At 66.8% G+C, this 18,425-nt stretch carries 15 protein-coding genes; 11 read left to right on the top strand and 4 right to left on the bottom strand.

Going from position 1 to position 18,425, the window contains the following annotated elements:
* Window positions 1–211: 211 nt before the first annotated feature.
* The gene (locus F4554_RS34060) at window positions 212–499 is read left to right on the top strand and encodes a histidine kinase (RefSeq protein ID WP_179788755.1); all 288 of its coding nucleotides are present in this window, start codon (window positions 212–214) and stop codon (window positions 497–499) included.
* Between the two features lie 149 nt (window positions 500–648).
* Here F4554_RS34060 and F4554_RS18670 read toward each other — a convergent pair whose 3' ends face one another.
* The gene (locus F4554_RS18670) at window positions 649–1,551 is read right to left on the bottom strand and encodes a Gfo/Idh/MocA family oxidoreductase (protein WP_179788754.1); all 903 of its coding nucleotides are present in this window, start codon (window positions 1,549–1,551) and stop codon (window positions 649–651) included.
* Between the two features lie 1,521 nt (window positions 1,552–3,072).
* Between F4554_RS18670 and F4554_RS18665 the strand changes: the two genes are divergently transcribed.
* Complete coding sequence (locus F4554_RS18665) at window positions 3,073–3,612, top strand: GNAT family N-acetyltransferase (RefSeq protein WP_179788753.1); 540 nt, start codon at window positions 3,073–3,075, stop codon at window positions 3,610–3,612.
* A gap of 505 nt (window positions 3,613–4,117) precedes the next feature.
* Here F4554_RS18665 and F4554_RS18660 read toward each other — a convergent pair.
* On the bottom strand, window positions 4,118–4,738 hold the full coding sequence (locus F4554_RS18660; protein ID WP_179788752.1) for a hypothetical protein: 621 nt from the start codon (window positions 4,736–4,738) through the stop codon (window positions 4,118–4,120).
* Window positions 4,739–4,960: 222 nt separating this feature from the next.
* Between F4554_RS18660 and F4554_RS18655 the strand changes: the two genes are divergently transcribed.
* A complete protein-coding gene (locus F4554_RS18655) occupies window positions 4,961–5,902 on the top strand; it encodes a prenyltransferase (protein ID WP_179788751.1) in 942 nt (313 codons plus the stop codon).
* A gap of 671 nt (window positions 5,903–6,573) precedes the next feature.
* Here F4554_RS18655 and F4554_RS18650 read toward each other — a convergent pair.
* Window positions 6,574–7,806: an IS256 family transposase gene (locus tag F4554_RS18650; RefSeq protein WP_179791220.1), complete on the bottom strand. Its 1,233-nt coding sequence runs from the start codon at window positions 7,804–7,806 to the stop codon at window positions 6,574–6,576.
* 528 nt (window positions 7,807–8,334) lie between these two features.
* Between F4554_RS18650 and F4554_RS18645 the strand changes: the two genes are divergently transcribed.
* Both F4554_RS18645 and F4554_RS18640 read left to right on the top strand, forming a co-directional pair.
* Window positions 8,335–8,604, top strand: a complete 270-nt coding sequence (locus tag F4554_RS18645) for a hypothetical protein (protein WP_179788750.1) — start codon at window positions 8,335–8,337, stop codon at window positions 8,602–8,604.
* A gap of 634 nt (window positions 8,605–9,238) precedes the next feature.
* The gene (locus tag F4554_RS18640; protein WP_179788749.1) at window positions 9,239–10,027 is read left to right on the top strand and encodes a hypothetical protein; all 789 of its coding nucleotides are present in this window, start codon (window positions 9,239–9,241) and stop codon (window positions 10,025–10,027) included.
* Between the two features lie 53 nt (window positions 10,028–10,080).
* Here F4554_RS18640 and F4554_RS33670 read toward each other — a convergent pair whose 3' ends face one another.
* Complete coding sequence (locus F4554_RS33670) at window positions 10,081–11,169, bottom strand: ATP-binding protein (RefSeq protein WP_179788748.1); 1,089 nt, start codon at window positions 11,167–11,169, stop codon at window positions 10,081–10,083.
* A 772-nt stretch (window positions 11,170–11,941) separates the two neighbouring features.
* Between F4554_RS33670 and F4554_RS31535 the strand changes: the two genes are divergently transcribed.
* The 6 genes from F4554_RS31535 to F4554_RS18605 all read left to right on the top strand — a co-directional run bounded on the left by F4554_RS31535 (window position 11,942) and on the right by F4554_RS18605 (window position 18,158).
* The gene (locus F4554_RS31535; protein ID WP_202889352.1) at window positions 11,942–12,298 is read left to right on the top strand and encodes a hypothetical protein; all 357 of its coding nucleotides are present in this window, start codon (window positions 11,942–11,944) and stop codon (window positions 12,296–12,298) included.
* Between the two features lies 1 nt (window position 12,299).
* On the top strand, window positions 12,300–13,037 hold the full coding sequence (locus tag F4554_RS18625) for an ABC transporter ATP-binding protein (protein ID WP_179791628.1): 738 nt from the start codon (window positions 12,300–12,302) through the stop codon (window positions 13,035–13,037).
* Window positions 13,001–13,720: an ATP-binding cassette domain-containing protein gene (locus F4554_RS18620; RefSeq protein WP_179788747.1), complete on the top strand. Its 720-nt coding sequence runs from the start codon at window positions 13,001–13,003 to the stop codon at window positions 13,718–13,720. Before F4554_RS18625 ends, F4554_RS18620 begins: the two co-directional genes overlap by 37 nt.
* Window positions 13,717–16,392 carry an FtsX-like permease family protein gene (locus tag F4554_RS18615; protein WP_179788746.1) on the top strand — a complete coding sequence of 892 codons (2,676 nt, stop codon included), beginning with the start codon at window positions 13,717–13,719 and terminating at the stop codon, window positions 16,390–16,392. Before F4554_RS18620 ends, F4554_RS18615 begins: the two co-directional genes overlap by 4 nt.
* Before the next feature lie 57 nt (window positions 16,393–16,449).
* Window positions 16,450–17,142, top strand: coding sequence for a response regulator transcription factor (locus F4554_RS18610; protein ID WP_179788745.1), 693 nt, complete (start codon window positions 16,450–16,452; stop codon window positions 17,140–17,142).
* A 320-nt stretch (window positions 17,143–17,462) separates the two neighbouring features.
* Entirely contained in the window at window positions 17,463–18,158 is a 696-nt protein-coding gene (locus F4554_RS18605; RefSeq protein WP_238341337.1) for a response regulator transcription factor, read from the top strand.
* The last annotated feature ends 267 nt before the right edge of the window (window positions 18,159–18,425 follow it).

Genomic DNA, 18,425 nt, shown 5'->3' with positions numbered 1-18,425 from the left:
CATCGTGAGGAGTCAGGTTAAGCTCCTTTCTGACCCAGATCGGCGGTGTGGGGGGAGGAGACAGCGTGACGGTGCTTGTCGGCCGCGTGGCTCTCGGGGTTGTCGGCTTCTCGTTCGTACCCCGTGACCGGTCAGCCATCGTTCTCGCCGGCGCTGTTGCTGGCGAAGTCGAGAAATCTCGACGGCTCTGGCAGCTGGCGAGGTCGAGCAGGTGCAGACCTTCGCCGACCTGGCCTCGCTGGCTCTGCAACGGGTCCGAACACAGAACGACCATGAGGAACTCCTCCTCCTGCAAGACCGTCAGCGGATCAGCCGCGATCTGCACGACCACGTGCTCCAACACATGTTCGGTATCAGCCTCCGCCTCAAAGCGCCGAAGCGCTATCGGTCGAGCTCGAGGATGCCACGTGAGCCTTTTCCGTTCTGTCGAGATGGCCGAGCAGGGACCGGCGGCCGCTTTGGCCAGGCCGTGGAGGAGAGGCACAACGTCGTCACGTAACTGGTCAGGTGTCGGCGTGCCTTGCAAGTTGGGTTCGACACCGTGGCTTACACGGAAACCGCGATGGCCGGACGTGCGGACGGCCGCATCTGATTGACACAGACCAAGCATTTCGAGCAGCAACTGGTCGCGAGGGCCCTTCCCTCGCGTCACACCTGCCGGAGGAGATCCGTCTCCGCGTTGTCGAGAACCTGTTGCAGGTGAAGACCCCGGCGTACGTCGAGCTCGGGTGAGGTGTGGTTCTCGACCGCCGTCGCGAACTCGTCGTACATCGTCTTGAACGCGTCCTGGTCCACACCCGCCAGGCAGTCGACGTCGGCCGCCCCACCCGGGCCGAACACCTCGACCTCGGCACGGTTCGACACCTGGGCGTGGCCGTCTGCGTGGTGTTCGATGTGCGCGTACAGCGACGCCTCGCTGAAGTGCCCGCCCTCGTGCTCGAGCATGATCCCGACCCAGCCGCCAGGATCACCGTGCGCACGTACCGCGAGCACCCGGCCGAGTGCCGCGTCGAGGAGATCCACCAGATCGGTGCCGTACGCCCTAAGCACACCGCGCTCTATCTGCCAGAGGCTTGCCCACCGCGGATCGGCGAGCATGCCGGAGATCACCCGTCCGCTGCCGCCCTGCGGCCTGGCACGTGGAGCGGCGAAGGTTAGGAACTCCCGCACAGCGACGGCGTAGCGCCAGGTCAACGCCAGTTGGGCGACGACGCGGGTGGTGGCCACCGCGTCCGCCACCTGCTCGGCTCCGGCGAGGTCGCCGCCCAGGGGCTTCTCCAGCAGAAGAGCCTTGCCGGCGCGCGCCGTGCTCGCGGCGAGGTCGGCCTGCACCGCCGGGGGCACGGCGAACGCGACCGCCTCGCAGGCGCCGAGTAAGTCGGCGTAGTGGGTGTATGCCGGCGTCCCGGTGCGCTCTGCGAGGTTCTGGATCAGCGCGGGCGAACGCCCCCAAACTCCAGCCAACCGCACCTTCGGACAGGCCACGATGGCCGGGGCATGAATCCCGGCGGCTCGGCGCCCCGCGCCCGCGAGGCCGACGGCCACGACCACCGCTTCACTCTACGAGCGAGGGCGAGTTCCCAGGGTCTGTCCTAGGTGGCTGGTGTCTTTTGCCGCGTGGCGATGCACCGGCTTTCTTGATCGGTTCGGGAGAATTGCTCTAGTTGTAAGGGATTCTCCTCTTGGGGTGGTCGATGTCGTTGGGGCTGGCCGAGCGTCAAGGTGATCTGCTCGATGATGTGAATCGGTTCTGCGAGGCGGCGCTGCCTGGCGAGCTCGGTGTACGTGGTGTTGCAACCGGGAGCGGGACCGGCTGTTCCCGGACGAGCTGGTTCCTACCGGATGGGGTGTCTCAAAGAGGTTGGCAGAGAGGGCTCCTTCCCCCTGGAGGGCCCGTCCCTGGGATGGGGGTGGTGTCTGTATACGGAAAATCAACTGGATTCCGATTTTCGCGCCCAGGTCGAAGGGGTATCTCGCGGCGGAGGTGCCGGCGAGGACCGTAGCAGCGAGGACGTTCACACCAGTAGGACGCTAGCGGCGGACCACCCGGTGACGAGCGACCGACGCCGTGGTCACGCCGGCCCGGGGTGAGGTAGACCCGCCTGGACACCGTCCTCGGCTCTCCGGCGGGACGGACCTCTTCCGCACCGACCACTTTCCGTCGAGAAGACCAGCCCAATGGCTCGTGGTCGGTCTCCACGCTGATCGCGCAGGCGCTGGAGGGAACCGGCTGTGAATCGCCTTGGTTTGCTTGGAGGCTCTGCCCTGCCCGGCTTCGGAGGTAGCTGGGGTGGGCAGGCAAGCGAACCGTGGCCGACCGGCCAGCCCACGGGCTAGGGTGTCGCAGACCTCGATGGCCAGTAGGCGCCGTTCCAGCGAGGCGGTGACGGTGAGCCTTCGCTGGTGGCGGTCTCAAGCACGGTGGGCAAGGGCTTCGGCGGCGGTGTGCAGATTCAGCATTGCCAGGTGGGCGCATAGAGCTGTTGGTAGAGGCTGGCTGGGCCGGCTGTTGCGGGTGCTGATCCGCTCGCGGTTGTGGTTGTATCAGTGGTTTTCCCCTTCTGTGTGGGGTGTTGGGACCCCGCGACGGGGGCCGGGGGACGCTGGTGCGTGCGGCGACTGGGGCGGAGTAGGCGGCCAGATCGACCACGACGTCGCTGCCGTGGGTGCTTGCGGTGGCGTGTTGCCCGCACAGGATGGTCGCGGCCGCTCGTGCGGCTGGACCGGGTGGGATGCACTGCTTGCGGCGGTGCGGCGGTGCCGTGGTGGCGGCTATCGCAGCCTGTTCGAGCGCGTGGACGTGGTTGTGGTTGCGGACCATGACCCCGGCGCCCTCAGTGCAGAGTGTGGCGGTCGATCATCGTCCCGGTCTTGGTAGCGAGGTCGATGCGGGCGCAGCTGAGCCAGTGGGACGCAGCGGTGGTTGCGGTGGCGAACTCGGGGGGCGGCGCTGTTCCGTTGACGCGGAAGGCCACCAGCGCTTGGGCTGAGACGACACGCCTGCGGCACACTGCTGGGGCCTGATAGGACGTATTGAAGATCCGACTGTGTCGACCGATCCGAAAGGCGTTCATGAGCGACACCGTTGTCTTGCGCACGGCGGGGGCTGGCGATGAATCGGTTCTCGTAGCCGTTATTGCTGCCGCCTTCGAGCAGTACCGTGGCCAGCTGATCCCCGAGTCGGGCGCCTTCCGTGAGACGACCGGCACGATCGGCCGTGAGCTCGCGGCCGGGACCGGCGCCATCATCGCCGAGCAGGGCGAAGATGCACTTGGGTGCGTGATGCTCAAGCCGGTCGACGGTGATCTCTACTTCGGGCGCCTGGCAGTGACACCATCGGCACGTGGTCGCGGTATCGCCCGGCGCTTGGTCAAGGCCGTTGAGGACGAAGGGATCCGGCGAGGGCTGGCGGGTGTCAGGTTGGGCGTCCGCATCGCGCTGACCGAGAACCAGCGACTGTTCAGGTCGTTGGGCTATGTCGAAGCGTCACGCGAAGCTCACCCGGGCTTCGATCACCCGACCTCAATCAACATGCGGAAGGTCCTGTCGACTGACCGTATCGACCACCATGCACCTCACCCCACTGAACCGGCGCGGCCGGAGCCGCTCTGAGGCCGTCGCGGTCCTCCTCGACCCCCTACCCGCTGCCGGTAGCAGGCGGACCCCTCTGACTCTGACATTGGCGCTCCGCGAACGAGGTCGACGGCGCCTCTGTGACGCCGAGGCGGCGTGAAGTCGTGGTGACGACGGTTGCCAGAGGCATCGCTCGAAGGTCACACGGCACGCTGGGATCCAGGTGATCCGTTGCTGCAGATCGCGTGTCCGACCACGTCCAGTAGTGTCAGCGACGAAACGAAGTACTGGTCTCCTGTGCTGCCGCCGAACTACACGTTCAAGACTCCATCCTGGAGTTTCCCCACTTTGAGGGACAGGGTGTTCAATCCATCTGTTCGATGACCTGGTTGGCGTGTTCGTACTCGATGGGTGTCAGGTGATGGCGAAGGCTTTGAGCGCAGAGTGCTGCAGGTACGCGCGTCCTTGTGCCAAGACCCGCCCTGCTTATCGGTGACAAGGTCGATGTCAGCGGGACGTCGTGGCCGCCAGGGCCTGAGCGCCTTTACCCCTCGTACCCCAGCGGCACCGTGATTGCGGCTTCGTTGGCGACGTCATGGGTGTAGCCCCCGTCGGCGTTCGTCGGGTCCGCCAGCGAGCGGACCAGGGTCTGCGCCCCGAGCCCGAGCCGGAGCTGGTCGCGGCCGACCACCTCGACCGTCTCGATCCGGTAGCAGGCGTTGCGCTCCCCGTCATTCGCGACGTGGATCCAGGACCCGACCAGGCGTGACACGGTATCGGCGAGCCGGCCTGGCACCGGATCGTGGGTGATCACAATCTCGTTGGTGAGCGACAACTCCCCGGTGAACGACGTGACCCGTCCAGTGAGTGCGGGCGCCGCCGCAGGCCGCGACTCGTTCACCAGTTCGAGCAGCTTGGTGCCGAGCTTGTACCGGCAGGTCACCGACCTACCCTGGATCCGCAACCATCCGAACCTGCCCCGGAAACGCAGCACATCGTCGATCAGGTAGGTCCGGTTGTCGTCGAGCGACGAGACCACGTAGTCGGTCCGGCCGTCCGCGAGCTCCACCCGTACGGCGGTGACCAGCGAGGGGTCCGGATTGCCTGCGATCGAGGCGAGTCGGCTCGACCGTACCGCTCGTGATCCCACGTACGGCTCGATCACGCTGGTGAAGGTGCTGGCCAGGTTCTCACCGGTGCGGCGTGCAAGGACGTAGCGCAGCGATGCCGGGTTGCCGGGCTTGTTGCGGGGCCTGGCTCCTCCGACGGGCCTCCGGGGGCCAACTCAGGCTGTCACGGACACCCCGTAGTACGAGTCCCTCCAACGGATGACTCACTCCCTCTCCTCGGGGACGCAAGCAGGCGCGACACGCTGAAGAGTCGACGCATGCGCTCATCTCGCCAGGTGGTCCAGACCCGGCAACGACGCGCCGGTGAACTCGTGGTCACCGGCGCGCGGCCGGACGGTTTTCGGACACTGTTCGAGCTGACCCGTCCATGGTTCTGGCCGGTGTCGATGGTGCCGGTGGTCATGGGCATGCTCTTCGCACACCAGGCCCCAGGTGAACCCGCGTCCGACCTCCAGCCCGGGCGATGTGTGGCGGCGCTGATTGCTGCTGGTCCGCTGCTGTGGTCGTCAGTTCTGGCTGTGAATGACGCCTTCGACTTCGAGACCGATCGCCTCAACGAACGGCGTCAGCACTCACCACATGTACGAGGCCAGCTCCGGAGACGACAACTCCTTGGGTGCGCGGCCTTCGCCGGAGGCGCAGCATGTCTGCTCTCGGCGTGGGGCGGGGGGTTGATCTTCACCGTCGGAATGGCCGGGGTTCTGGTCCTCGGCTGGCTCTACAGCGCACCGCCGGTTCGGCTGAAGGGCCGCCCGGTCTGGGACGTGGGATGCAACGCGCTCGCGGTGGGCGTACTCGGTCCGATGGGCGGATGGTGCCTGACGCGGTCGGTGTGGGAGTACCCGGTATCGCTTGCGGTCACGGGCCTCTTGACCGGCGCTGCTTTGTATCTGCCGACCCTGGCCATCGATGTCGACGCCGACCGCGCAGCCGGTATTCGGACAACTGCAGTGAGATTCGGCCCGACCGGTGTGTGGATTCTCGGGATCCTCAGCTGGACGGTGGCCGTGCTGCTCACCGTGCATCTGACCACGCTCGGACAGGTACTGCCACGCCAGCCCCTTCCGACACAGCTCACCCTCTCCCCCCTGCTGTGGCTTGTGTATTTGTTCCTCAGCCGCAGACCAACGATCCGCAGACTGGCCGTGCTCTCTGCCGCGCTGGTGGTCGCGTTCGCCTTCTTGTGGATCCCTGCATAGAACGCTTGTGCTCCCCGGCTACAGCCGACTGACGCATTCGTTCGGCGCAGAAGGTGAGGCCGGCTCCGAAGACCTGCTGCAATTTATCGATTCAGTTCAGAGGGTCGATGACGTAGCAGACGAGTGTCGTCCTGGTCGCCAGGTACGTCGTCGGCGTCGACCTCGGCACCTGTTGGGGCCGGCGCGCTGGCCGCTGCTGCTCGTCGGTGGTGTGCTTGCTACTACGACTGACCTAGTTAGACCGACCTACTACAACGCATGTAGTTGATAAGCTTCCCTCGCGAAGGCGGAGCCCGGAGGTGCACGAGGTCGTCCGTCCGGAGCGGGTGCTGTAGCACGACGCCCGAGCGCCCCTGCCGGACCTGGAAGGTAACCCTCTGATTCCTCGTTAGGGCCGGTCAGGCCTGGAAGGCGAACAAAAGTCTGCTACGGGTTGACTGCTCACGTGATCCATCGCGGGGAGGGGCGTCAACCACTGCTTGCATGCTGGCACGACTCGGGCCCGCAGTGCTCGAACGCGGTTGGAGGCGCCGTCTATCCGTGGCCATAAGCCCAGAGCACACTAGTTATCGCTTACGCCAGAACCGGATCTCAGTGTGGTCCTCCTTCAGTCCCCGCGGTCAAGTCCATTGGCGTGGTGTAGCGGTCGTGTCGCGTGATCCTCTTGGTGGTTAGGCGCTGAGCGCCTTGAGGTCGGTGTCGGTCACCTCCTCGGTCTCGGTGGCGCGGGCTTTGGCGAGGAGGTCCAGGCCGAGGTAGCGGCGGCCTTCGATCCATTCGTCGTGTTGTTCGGCGAGGACGGCTCCGACGAGGCGGATGAGGGAGTTGCGGTCGGGGAAGATCCCGACGACGTCGGTGCGGCGGCGGATCTCGCGGTTGAGGCGTTCTTGGGGGTTGTTGGACCAGATCTGTCGCCATAGCTGCTTGGGGAAGCCGGTGAACGCCAGCACGTCGGTCCGGGCGGCCTCGAGGTGGTCGGCGACCTTGGGTAGCTTGTCGGCCAGGGCGTCCAGGACGCGGTTGAACTGGTCGTGGACCGCGGCGGTGTCGGGCTGGTCATAGACCGAGTGCAGCAGCGTCCGCACCCACGGCCAGGACGCCTTCGGGGTCACGGCCATGAGGTTGGCGGCGTAGTGGGTGCGGCACCGTTGCCAGCCCGCGCCCGGGAGTGTGGCGCCGATCGCTGCGACCAGACCTGCGTGGGCGTCAGAGGTCACCAGGCCCACGCCGGACAGGCCGCGGGCGACCAGGCCGCGCAGGAATCCCAGCCAGCCGGCGCCGTCTTCGGCGGAGGTGACGTCGATGCCGAGGATCTCTCGGTGTCCGTCGGCGTTGACACCGGTCGCGACGAGTGCGTGCACCCCGACGACCCGGCCGCCCTCTCTGACCTTCAGCACCAGGGCGTCCATCGCGACGAACGTGTACGGACCTTGATCGAGGGGGCGGGTGCGGAACGCCTCGACCTGCTCGTCCAGCTCCGCCGCCATCACGCTCACTTGTGACTTGGACAGGCGGGTGATGCCGAGTTGTTCGACGAGTTTCTCCATCCGCCGCGTCGATACCCCGAGCAGGTAGCAGGTGGCCACCACCGACGTCAGGGCCCGTTCGGCCCGGCGTCGCCGTTCCAGCAGCCAGTCCGGGAAGTACGAACCGGAGCGGAGCTTGGGGATCGCGACATCGATCGTGCCGGTACGGGTGTCGAAGTCGCGGTGACGGTAGCCGTTACGGGAGTTGGTGCGGTCCGGGCTGGGCTGACCGTAGGGGGCGCCGCAGACCGCGTCGACTTCGGCACCCATCAGGGCGTCGATGAACGTCGACAGCAGGTCGCGCAGCAGGTCCGGCGACGCAGCAGCCAGCTGTTCGTGCAGGAACCGGTCAGGGGTCATACTGGGCTTGGCGGTCATCGCGTAGGTCTCCTTGAGCTTGAGCGGGAACTCAGTTCGAAGGATCACGCGATGACCGCCCTTACGCGTCTACGACACGCCCATCAACAAGGCGCCTGCGGTACACCACTCTGCTGGACGCCACTGTCCCCGCCTCAGCGTCGGATCCACGTTCACGTCTGGCGTACAGGCTGTGTGCAGGTTGAGGCCCATACGGTCGCTGTTTGGACCGGTTCGACCGGAGGGACTCAGGTGTGTGGCATCGGTGGTTATGTCGTTTTGGACGAGGCGACCGGTGCGCCTGTACTCACAGTGATGGCGAAGGTACAGCGGCATCGAGGTCCGGACGGCGACGGGACCCTCACCGGGCCCCGGTTCGGCCTCGCCCCACCAGCGGCTGGCGATCATCGACCGCGCCCGAGGTGCCCAGCCGATGGTCTCTCCCACCTCGACGCCGAGATGCGGGACCTGGCGTCGCCGGGGCCGTGGCTGATCCCAGCTTGGCGACCCGTGGTGTCGCCCCCCCTTTGCCCAGTACGGAGTGTCAGTGTGTCGACGCTAGAGGATCTTGTGATCCATTACAGGTTGGCGCGCGCGACGTTCCCTGATGCAGGCGCCGACGACTTGGCCGAGGTCATCCTGTCTAGGCTCAGCACGGATGAGTGGCTCACCCTCGTCGGCTCCCGGCCCCGCGACTGCGCGGATGACTCCGGTGGCGGCGTTCGTGAGTTGGCCAAGGAACAGGTCTACAGGTTCGTGTGGGCGATGGGCCAGGACGACGTCCTCCTCATCGAGGAAGAAGATGAGGACTTCACATGACCGCCGCACGGCTTCTCGTCGCACGACAAGGGTGAGATCCGCGGGACGGCTCCGGGAACCGGCGCAAGCCGGCGCGGACGATGTTGGTGGAGGGCTCCGACTGGTCCTCAGCGTCGATGCGACGTTGGAAGACATCGGCCATACCACCGCCGGCGACTGGCCCACCATCACTACAACTATGTGCCCCAAGGTCTCTGACGGTGTGTCCCATGCGACCGTAACGACCTATGGGCTCGCGGCGCCCTGCTCGACGTCGAGAACCATCAGCGGTGTGGTCGGGCAGTCGCGGCGAGAAGGCCGCCATAACATTCCGACTAATGCCGATATGAATAACGAAGGCGGTATCGAGTCTTTGACGAATTCATTGAAGCTGGCGTGCTCCCGGATGTGCTCGTGCGGTCGGCAATGTGCTTCCTGCGACCGCCCCGTAGCTGACAGGGGCCACCTGGTGCGGATTCGGCACTGTTCTTCCCCGCCCCCTGTCCACGGCCGCCACGGCAGCCATGTGTCGCGTGGTGTCGCCTGGTTCCTGTCCCTGGTTGTGGTCTCTTTTCTGCTGGTTCTACTAGGTCCTTCCGGGGCGTGGGCGAGCCCATCGGCCGCATCTGTGCCGTCTGTGCCGACGCTGGCCGGCATGCGGCTGCAGGATCCGACGGTCATGCAGGCATTCGCCTGGGATCCTGCGCACAGGGTGTGGATTTTCGCCCAGCTCACCGCCGGGCGGCCCGCCACGTCCGGTGACCTTACCCTGACCAAGGTGTCCGCTACGGGCGCCCGGTTGGGGTGGATGCACCTGCGGGGATTCGGCCACGGCCTGACCATCAGCATCGAGAACGCCGGGGCGGTCACATATGTGTGGACAGAGACGCACGCGGTAGCAAACCCCGTGCGGGGATGGGCGCTCGCCGGAGCTTATGGAAACCAGATCGCCCGGTTCGCCTGGCGGTCAGGCGTAACACTCACCCCGTCCAGCACGAAACAATTCGGAGTCAACGCCGGCGCACCTGAGCAAACGCCCTCCGTCGACGCAGCAGACGGCCTCATCGCCATCCAGTACTGGTCGACGGGACTGCACGTGTTTCGGTGGGCGGTTTATGACCTAGCCGCATTCAAACGCCACCAGTACACGGCGCTAGCCCGGTTCACTGTCCCCCCGACCCTGGCCGGGACTGTCGAGCAGGGCTGGGCGCTCGCCTCCCGGACCCAGGTCGGGAACTGGCAGGGCACCAACTCCGGCAAACCAGGTAATGCCACGTTCGCCACCATCTCCAGCGCGGGGTCTCTCACCGGCCGCGTCAACTCCACCGTCGCCGGCGAACCTGAAGGCATGACCCGCGTCGGGCCCGGGAACCTCTGCACCGGGTTCGCGTCCGGTCCCACAGGCGCCAGACGCGCGAACGTGTACTGCAACGCCACGCCGTAACTACGTGGGTAGACCGGTTGGCGCGCTCGGACCAGCTGTCTCGTCGGACGGCATCACTCCCGGCGCGCGCAGTCCTGCTCGCGGCCAGGTAGCAGTACGGTGAACAGGGAACCGCACTGGTTGCGTGGACTGGACATCGCACCCGCGGACATTCGCGCGGGACGATGCAGCAGTCGGCCTCCGTGGGCGGCGATCTGTTCGCTTGCGAGCCGTAGCCCAAGTCCATGCCCACCATTGGCCAAGGGACGGCCGAGTGCCCAGGTGGTCACGTCCTCTGCCGGCACGTCGGGTATGCCGTCCCCCTCGTCGTGCACGTCGATCGCCAGCGCGCCGCTGGCGTTTCGTATGCCGACAGTCACCCTGCCCCGCCCGTGGCGTACAGCGTTGTCGACAAGAACGCCCACCGCCTGACGGACAGCGGCGGTCGGCGCGTCCACAGCCGGCAGGTCGTCGCTCCTTCTGGTATTGAGGGGGCGACCCATGGCGGCCAGCACGCCCCGGTAGGTGCCCTCGACGTCGTCGAGCAGGGCGGCTGTGTCCACGGGACCGGCGCCGGTGGGCTCGACTCGGATCTTGAGCAGGTCGTCGATGCGATCCTCGAGTCGATCCACGGCCTCGACGGCCTGTCCGGCCGCACGACGAAGGCCGCGATCGTCGGTGTCGAGCCCGGTTTCGAGCAGAAGCCGCAGTCCGGTGAGCGGCGTACGCAGCTGGTGTGAGGCCTCCCTGGTGAACTTTCTCTCCCGGGCCAACATCGCGCCGAGTCGGCGCGCGGTGTCTGCGAGCGCTTCGGCCGGCGTATCGATCTCGGTCAGCCCACATCGTTGGGCGGCGACAGTGAAGTCACCTTCGCCCAGTCGGCGAGCCTGGCTGGCCAGTGTCTCCAGCGGAGAGGCCAGACGGCGTGCGTGATGCAAAGCCGCAAGCACGGGTGGGGCGAGGGCGAGAATTGCGAGCCCCAACAGCGCGAGCCAGCCGAGCTCGACCCGGTGCAGCGTGGCGGTTCGGGAAGAAGAGGCCCGAACCGCGGCCACCACCTTTTCCCCCGCGGCGACTGGGACGACCACGGCCAATTCGTTGCCTGCGTGATCATCGAGAACTTGGCCGTGAAGGGCGGTACGGGTGGCGGCGTCGGCATGCACCGGTCCCCTGCCGGCGAGTCGGTGCCCATCTGGGCATAGACGGTCAGATTGATGCCGTCCAGATGGTGTGGTGGCTCCACGGGATCGTCCCGGCTCATCTGGTCAAGAGCGGTGACCACGGCGGCACGGTCGGCCGCCAGTTCGAGCTCAGCGCGCTCCTCGGTGAATGCGTACCGCCACACTGCGACGGCCAGCACGCCACCGAACAACGTGACGGCTACCACCGCTGCGCTGATCGCCAGGATGGTGATCCTTTTGCGCATGGTGGCTCCTTCCTGTTTGTGGCAACGAGATCAGGCCCGTCCAGGGTGAGCGTTCTGTCGAAAACCGGGTGAAGGGGGTTTTACCGTCGGCTCACCTTCGGCTGGGTCCGGCCTTTCCCGGAGCTTCCTAAGGTGGCTTTCCGATGGGCTGTTCCGCATGCAGGTGAGGAGGGCGATCGGACATGAAGGTAACCCATGGCGAGCGAGGCGGTGTCGCATGGGGAGTGGCCGTCGCTGCCGCGATTGTTCTGGCGGGGGTCGCCGGGTGTGGCAGTGGCTCAGCTGCCAGCCACCCCGCGCATTCGTCGCCGGTGGCTGCCGCCCCAGGTCGGCAGAGCCCCGCAAAAATGCGGAAAGCGCCCGATACGAAGCCGAGCCCGCTTGCGACTGAGAGCAATCCTCCCGGCGACATCCCGGACAACCAGGTTTTCGTGCGCTACCGCCCGCCCAACGCCTCCTTCAGCGTCTCCGTCCCCGAAGGCTGGTCCCGTACGAGGCAGGGGACGGCCGTGACCTTCACCGACAAGTACAACTCCGTCCGGGTCGAGGAGCAGGGCGCGGCGAGCGCCCCGACTGCAGCGAACTCCCGTTCGAAAGAGGTAAAGAAGGTCTCCTCGAAGTACCGAAGCTTCCATCTCACGTCGGTGACGAACGTCCGCCGACGAGCTGGTAAGGGGGTTCTGGTTCGCTTCGTCGCGGACTCCGAGGTGAATCCTGTGACCGGGAAGGTGGTTGTCGACGACGTGCAGAAGTACGAGTTCTGGCACCGTGGCAAGCTCGCCGTTCTCACGCTTTCGGGGCCCAAGGGCGCGGATAACGTCGATCCATGGCGGGCCGTGACGGACTCGCTGCGGTGGCGTGGCTGAGATGGTGCCCATTCTCACGGCCCAAGGTCTTTACCGTTTCTACCGCTCCGCCGAGGAGGAGGTTGTGGCTCTGCGGGACGTGTCCCTCCAGGTCGAGGCGGGCGAACTGGTGGCGGTGACCGGCCCGTCGGGTTCGGGCAAGTCGACTCTGCTGTCATGCGTGGCGGGTCTCGATGACCCGGACGGTGGTCGGATTCTGGTGGCTGGCCAACAGATGAGTCATGTTCCAGAGCGCGTGCGTTCGCGGCTGCGGGCCCGCCTGGTCGGAGTGATGGGTCAGAACGGCAACCTTCTCGACCATCTCACTGTCACTGGCAATGTTCGGCTAGCGCACCGCCTTGCGGGCCGCCATCGTCACGGCGAACCGGCACGCATCCGCGAGGTGGTCGATTCCGTCGGGCTTGATGTCCGTGCGGATGCGTCTCCTTCACAGCTGTCGGGCGGCGAGGCTGCCCGGGCGTCACTGGCGGTGGCGCTGGTCAATCGTCCTCCCCTCCTCGTGGCCGACGAACCCACGAGCGAATTGGACGAGGAGGGGGAGCGCCGCATCGTCCGTCTGCTGCTTGATCATGCCCACGGTGGCGCCGCTGTTGTCGTGGCGAGCCACAGCCCGGCTGTGGCGGACAGCGCCGACCGCGTAGTTGTCATCACTGACGGGAGCATCACGTGGGGGCAGCTGGTAACGGGCCGGAGGCAGCCGCCGTGCCTGGTCAAGCCGGTGTCGCGGTCTCGTTGGTGAATGTCTCACGGACCTACGGTCGCGCCGTCGTCGCCGTCCACGGCGTCGACTGTGAGGTGAGGCTCGGCACCCGGATCGCGCTGGTAGGTCGTTCGGGCTCGGGCAAGTCCACCTTGCTGCATCTGATGGCGGGTCTTGAGGCACCCACTACCGGGACGATCGAGTGGCCGGGCCTGGCATCCGTCCACGCAGAGGACTCCGATCCCGAAGCCGTCCGTCGGCCCGTCGGGGTCTCGGTGGTGTTCCAGGCGCCCAGCCTCGTGCCAGCGCTGAATGTTCGCGAGAACGTCCTGCTCGCCCTGCTGCTCAAAGGGGAGACGGACAGCAGTCATCGTGCGATGCGGGCCCTCGACGTCGTAGGCGTCGCCGAGCTCGCGGACCGGCTTCCGGAGGAATTGTCAGGAGGACAGGCGCAGCGGGTCGCGGTGGCGCGCGCCATCGTGACCGGGCCACGTCTGCTCCTGGCAGACGAACCCACCGGCCGCCTGGACGTCACCACCGGCCGTGCTGTGGTAACCGCGCTGGAGGCCGCTGCCCGGCATACCGGGGCGGCACTCCTCATCGCCACTCATGATCTCGGCATAGCCGAACGGTTGGGCACGCGCTGGATGATGCGGGACGGCCGCCTCGACACCGCTTACGAAGACACCGCTCACAAAGCCTTGGGGAGGGGGCGGCCATGATCTGCGCCTGGCTTGCAGGAACGCTGCGAAGGCGGCGTGGGCGGATAGTTCTGGCTTCGACGGGCATCGCGGTCGCGGTCGCCTTGCTCGCGGCCCTCGGAAGCTTTGTCGCGTCCGCGCAGGCCAGCATGACCTCGCGGGTAAGCCGCGACGTGCCGGTCGACTGGCAGGTCAAGGTCCGGTCGGGCGCCAACCCCGCTAGCGCACATCGAGCCACTGCCGCCGAGCCGGGGACGAAGCAGGCACTGCTGGTCGGCTTTGGAACCTCGAAAGGGTTCACGGCAACATCGTCCGGAAACACCTCGACCACCGGTGCAGGCGTGGTGCTCGGGCTGCCGGGCAGCTACGTGCGCACCTTTCCCGGCGAAGTCCGACTCCTCGCTGGCTCGATGCGGCCCGGCTCGGTCCTACTTGCCCAGCAGACCGCGGCGAACCTACACGCGCAGCCCGGTTCCCTGGTCAGGATAGGCCGCTCGGGGTTGCCCTCGGCACGTGTTCGGGTCGGCGGTGTGGTCGAGCTGCCCGCAGCCGACGTCTTGTTCCACACGATCGGCGCACCACCGAGCGCCCAGCCGACTGCACCGCCGGACAACGTGATGCTGTTGCCGGCCGACCTGTTCCACCGGCTGTTCGCCCCGCTGGCCAAGCGCCGCCCCGATCTCGTGTCCTGGCAGGTCCACGCGTCCCGCATCCGTCCGCTTGCGAACGATCCCGCCACCGCGTACACCCAGAGCACCCAGGCCGCACACCACTTCGAGGCGAAGCTCGCAGGTGCGGGCATCGTGGGTGATGACCTCGGCGACGCACTCGCCGCCGCGAGAGAGGACGCGGCGTACGCGCAGGTGTTGTTCTTGTTCCTCGGCGTTCCCGGGGTCGCCGTCGCACTGCTTCTCACAGTGTCGGTCGCTGCGGCGGGGGGTGAACGGCGCCGGCGCGAACAGGCGTTGCTCCGAACCCGCGGGGCGAGCTCGCTCGGTCTGCTCAGCTTGGCGGCGGCCGAGGGGCTTGTCAGCGGGGGCCTAGGCGTGATCGCTGGGCTGGGTGCAGCTGCCCTGCTCGGGCGGTTCTCCTTCGGTTCGGTGGGATACGGTGCTACGCCTGCCCAGGCGATCGCCTGGGCAGGCGCGGCAACGGTGGTCGGCCTGGCAACAGCAGTGTCCGCGAGCGTGCTCCCATGCCTGCGCGCCGCCCGGACCGAAACAGTGGCCAGTATGGAAGCTGCCGTCGGCCGCCGCAGGCCAGGCGCCGGCTGGGTGCTCCCGCTCGCCGCCGGGTTGTGCGTGGCTGTCGGCGCCCTGGTCGTTCGCCTGAGCAGCGGCAACAATTACCAGCTCGTCCTCGCCCCCGAAGGCGCGCCCGCCATCTCGGTAAACTACTGGGCATTCATCGGACCGGCCCTGCTCTGGGTAGGAGGAGGGTTGGGGGTATGGGCGTTGACGGTGACCGTGCTGACCAAAGGCCGGCGGCTCGTCGGCGCCGCTGCACGACCGGTCACCGGGCCGCTGGCAGGGACGGCCGCCGCCGTTCTGGCTCGACAGGCCGGAGTAATCGCCCGCGGCACCCTCGCGGTGGCGCTTGCCCTCAGCTTCGCCGCCACCACCGCCGTGCTCACCACGACGTATGCGAGGCAGGCACTGGTCGACGCCCAGCTCACGAACGGAGCGGACGTGGCGGTGACGAAGCCGAGCTCGTCACGGACGGGACCGTCGTTTGCGCACCGGATCGCCTCGGTGCCTGGTGTTCAGGCGGTCGAGCCGCTGCAGCATCGGTTTGCCTACGTGGGCTCCGACCTGCAGGATTTCTACGGTGTCCGCCCCGCCACGTTGCGACGCGCGACGACCCTGCAGGACAGCTACTTCCAAGGGGGTACCGCGCGTTCGGTGCTAGCGGCGCTCACCACACACCGGGACGGCGTGCTTGTCAGCGCGGAGACGGTCAACGACTACCAGCTTCATGTCGGTGATGCGATCCGGCTGCGACTGCAGGATGCGCGAACGGGTCGGTACCGTACCGTTCCCTTTCATTACGTCGGGATCGTCGCCGAGTTCCCCACCGCACCGCGGGACAGCTTTCTGGTCGCAAACGCCGACTACGTGGCAGCCAAGACGGGCAGCAACGCGGTTGGGACGTTCCTCGTCCGCGCGGGCAGATCGGCCGCACCGGCGGTCGCTTCCAGGCTACGCCACACGCTCGGACCTACCGCACACGTCGTCGACGTGCAACACGTCCACACGACGATCGGTTCCACACTGACGAGCGTTGACATCAGCGGCTTGGCTCGGATCGAGCTGGCCGCGGCAGTCGCCCTGGTTGTCAGCGCGGCCGGCGCGGTGCTCGCACTGGGCTTGGTCGAGCGTCGCCGCACCGCCGCTGTGGCGGCGGTCCTTGGTGCGCGTCGCCGCCAACTTCGTGGCCTGGTGGCGGTGGAGGCGGCCGCGGTACTCGGCATCGGCGTGATCACCGCGACCGGTTTGTCGTTCGTAATCGCGCCCGTTCTGGTGACTGTGCTCAACGGGGTCTTCGACCCGCCGCCGGAGCACGCATTCGTTCCCGGCGGCTACCTCGCCCTGCTTCTCACGGCCGCGGTGGTGGCGACCGGAGTGGCGGCTTTGGCCGCGGCCACGGCAATCCAGCGTGACCCCCTGCCTGTCCTGCGCGAGGAGCAACAGTGATCTTGAAAGAGATCTCCTCCACCCTGGCAGCCTGTGACACGACGTTATGGTGACTGCATGACCGGGATACTTGTCGTCGAGGACGACGAGATCATTGGCAAGGTTCTCAAGGACGGCCTGAGCAGCCAGGGTCACGAGGTGACCTGGGTCAAAGGGGGACAGGCTGCGCTGGAGAACGACCGACCATGGGACCTGATCCTCTTAGATTTGTCACTGCCGGACCTTGATGGTGTCGAGGTCTGCCGTCGGCTGCGTCGCATTCAACCCGACACCGTGATCGTCATGCTCACCGCGCGCCAAGAAGAACTCGACGTCATCCTCGGTCTGGAGGCTGGCGCTGACGATTACCTGACTAAACCATTCCGGTTCACCGAGTTGGCGGCCCGCATACGCGCCCACCTGCGCCGCTCCGCACCCGCCAATGCGACGACGGAGGATCTACGGGTCGGCGCGCTCGTGGTCGACACCGCTGCCCGGCGCTGCCTGCTCGGCGACGTGGAGGTGGACCTACGGGCGAGGGAGTTCGACCTGCTTGCCCGGCTGGCCCAAGATCGTGGCCACGCGGTCAGCCGCGAGTCGCTGATGAGTGACGTGTGGGATGAGAACTGGTTCGGGTCCACCAAGACCCTCGATGTTCACGTTGCGGCACTTCGACGCCGGCTCGACCAGGCGGCAGCGTCCAGCGGCGTCAGCGCGCCAGAAATCACGACCCTGCGCGGGCACGGCTACCGGCTAGAGGACCGCCACTAGCTCTCAGAACGCGAACCATCTTGCCGTCCGTTAACGTTGTCCTCCCTAGCGTTGGTTGCATGACGATCCCGCGCCGTCGATTCTTGATCCGTACAGCTTCGGGCGCCGTCGCCGGAGCCCTGCTCGGAGACTCCAGTCCACCGCAGTCAAAGCGATCGTTGGCATCTGGCGCACAGGCCGGGGTCGCGGCGGTGCCGCGAGGAGAAAATTGTGCAACCGGACAGGGGCGAAGGCGACGTCAGCAGTGATTTCCGTTAGAGCCGGGCGTAGCGCGCGCAGGGAACGCGTCCTTCACCACGAAGGCGGCTGCAATGGCGGCCATGGCTGACTCATCAGCGCGGGTGTTGATTGTTGACGATGAGCGATATCTCGCGGAGATGATCGCCTCCGCGCTGCGGTACGAAGGCTGGCACACCATGGTCGCCGGCACCGCCGACCAGGCGCTGACCCAGGCCCGCGACTTCGAGCCGTCCGCGATCGTGCTGGACGTGATGCTGCCCGACACCGACGGTTTCGCGTTGTTCGCGGCACTTCGCGCCAAAGGGGTGGACGCGCCGGTCATCTTCCTCACCGCCCGCGACGCCACCGAGGACCGTGTTCGCGGGCTCACCATCGGTGGCGACGACTACGTCACCAAGCCGTTCAGCCTGGAGGAGCTGATCGCCCGGCTGCGCACGGTCATGCGCCGCGCGACCGTCACGATGCCCCGCGGCACCGGCCTGCGGGTCGCCGACCTGATGCTCGACGAGGACTCCCGCGAAGTACGCCGCGGTGACCGGCTGATCGAGCTGACCCCGACGGAGTTCGAACTGTTGCGGTTCCTGATGCGCAACGCCCGCACGGTGTTGTCCAAGGCGCAGATCCTGGACCGGGTGTGGAACTACGACTTCGGCGGCAACGCCAACGTGGTCGAGCTCTACATCTCCTACCTCCGCCGCAAGATCGACGTCGACGCCGAGCCGCTGATCCACACGGTTCGCGGTGTCGGCTACGTCCTGCGCCCACCACAATCGTGAGCCTGGCAACCGTCAACAGACTGGCTCGCGGTTCGTCAGCGCCTGGCTGGCGGGTTTCGTCGCGGCGCCACGTTTTGCGCGCCAAGCCACCACACCGCCACCACGGTCGAAGGTGACGAGCTTGTTTCCACGGCTGTGAGACTGCTGTGGCCGCTCCGCCAGCCTCGGGCCCAGTGCCTTGTTGAAGCTGGCGGTGACATTCGGCAAGCAGACCTAGCTGTTGTGGCTCATGAGGTTGTTGACGGTAGCCAGGGTGTGAACGAGGGG

It is taken from the genome of Actinopolymorpha rutila (assembly GCF_013407855.1).
Classification (GTDB): domain Bacteria; phylum Actinomycetota; class Actinomycetes; order Propionibacteriales; family Actinopolymorphaceae; genus Actinopolymorpha; species Actinopolymorpha rutila.
Note: the sequence above shows the minus strand (reverse complement) of the source record. Positions and strands in the feature narration are given on the sequence as shown.